1 protein-coding gene is annotated in these 2221 nt (G+C 45.3%); it reads left to right on the plus strand.

The features are described 5' to 3' along the window. Positions 1–879: 879 nt before the first annotated feature. Positions 880–1653 (plus strand): polysaccharide biosynthesis/export family protein, encoded by a 774-nt coding sequence (locus I6E40_RS10505; RefSeq protein WP_235387192.1) that lies wholly within the window; start codon positions 880–882, stop codon positions 1651–1653. Positions 1654–2221 lie beyond the last annotated feature (568 nt).

The following is a 2221-nucleotide window of genomic DNA, read 5'->3' on the forward strand; positions in this document are numbered from 1 at the left end:
TTAATGGGCATTAATGGAGAAACATTTCTTGCTGGGAGTTTTTGAAACATTAATGTTCATGAATTTGATTCATGAAAAAGCCATTAATTTGTTTTGGAACACGAAGCGCACGAATGTTCAGAAATTAATGAGACATTTAATGAAACAATTAATGGGCATTAATGGAGAAACATTTCTTGTTAGGAGCGCACCTAAGAAAAACTAGGAGCGCACCTAGGAAAAACTGGGAGCGCACCCAGTTAAAACTAGGAGCGCACCCGGTTAAAATTTGCCTTCCTCAAATTTTAATTTGCCTTCTTCAAATTTTAATTTGCCTTCTTCAAATTTTAATTTGCCTTCCTCAAATTTTGATTTGCCTTCCTCAAATTTTTCTTTCCCTTCCCCTAGTTTTTCTTAGCCTTCCCATAGTTTTTTCTTAGCCTTCCCATAGTTTTTCTTAGCCTTCCCATAGTTTTTCTTTCCCTTCCCCTAATTTCACTTAGGTGCGCTCCTAAATAAAACTGCGCGCCGACTTGCACTCTGTCATGTAGTTTTTCCGAGTTTATGTATGGTTGCCATGTAGGGTTTTGCTGGGTTCAATGTATAGTTTAATGTATAGTTTATGTAGGGTTTAATACACAAACTATACACAGTCAAACGATTTGATTTTCAGCGCGATGTATGGTTGCTGTGTAGGGTTTGCATAGTGATTTTGCACACCCCTTTAAAGACGTATATGGCAATAAAACTGAACCGCGCGCGAAACCCTACATTACCCCGACCTTCTTCTTTTTCCTTGAAACAAAAAAATAAGCACATTAAAAAATTTTGTGATTCCGTTCTTTATCGTAAATTTGCCCGCAAATCTAACAAGCAATCCCAAAGAATAATTCACAAACAATGAAAAAACAATTCATCATACTCTTGCTTGCAGCTGTATGTCTGGCTTCTTGCCACACGAGAGAGAAAGTTCTCTATTTCCAAGACCTCAACACCACTGAGGCGATTCAGACACAAGCACTGAAAACGCTGTGCCTCGCCCCCGGCGACAAAATCGGCGTCACCGTCACCAGTGCCACCACACCGGAGTTGGCGATGCGCTACAACCTCACCCAGGGAACCGGAAGTAGCAGCACTCAGAACCCCGACAACCAGCGCTACACCATCGACGAAAACGGAAACATCGACCTCCTCGGCGTGGGTCGCGTGCAAGTCAGCGGACTCACCCGCGCACAAGCTGCCACCAAGATTCAAGAAATCTTCCGCAACGGCTTCATCAACGATGCCGTGGTCACCGTGGCTGCCTACAATCAATACATCAACGTCTTGGGTGAAGTCGCCAAACCCGGTCGCATTGAAATCAAACGCGACAACCTCACCATCCTTGAAGCCATCAGCATGGCGGGAGACCTCACCATCTATGGTCGCCGCGACATGATTCGCGTGCTCCGTCAGGAAGGCAATGCCACCAAAACATATTTCGTAGATCTCCGCAGCAAGGACATTTTCAACTCGCCCGTCTATAACCTCCAGCAGAACGACATCATCTATGTCGAACCGAACCGCGTGAAGATGGGACAGTCCACCAACAACGACAACACCTTCCGCAACGTCTCTGTTTGGATTACGATTGCATCCTTCCTCACCACCTTGGGTGTGGTCATCTGGAAATGATTCCTTCGTCAACTTAAATGACTCTCTGAATTTATTGCCAAGCGGGTGCGCCCGTCCGCTTGTATCGTGAGGTTGAGAACGTGAAATCATTTCCCTGCTTGATTTCACACATCACTCCCTCCCAACAGCCCGGTCATTCGCCGGGCTGTTTTTTTGGTGTTCTATGAATTTCAAAATTCAAGTTTCGCAAGTTGAATCAGAGAATAAGCGCAAACGTTCAAGGCACGCCCCGGAGGGGCAACGAGCACATAGCCCAGGGCATCGCCCTGGGTATAATGAAGCGATGAAGTGCGCCCTGAAGGGGCAAAAGCATTAGCGTGCATGCGTTTATAGAGACGCTTTTGCCCTTTCAGGGCGCAATAACGGCGGCGAATCTACCCAGGGCGTTGCCCTGGGCTATGCGCTTGCTGGGCTTTCAGCCCGCTAAAAGACTAAGGGCGAAAGAAGAAAGGACCGCCTTTTTGAAACATTAATGTTCATGAATTGATTCATTAAAAGTCATTAATTTGTTTTGGAACACGAAACGCGCGAAATGTTCAGAAATTAATGGGACAATTAATGAGACAAT

The sequence above is a fragment of the Prevotellamassilia timonensis genome (assembly GCF_021531665.1).
In the GTDB taxonomy this organism is placed as follows: Bacteria; Bacteroidota; Bacteroidia; order Bacteroidales; family Bacteroidaceae; genus Alloprevotella.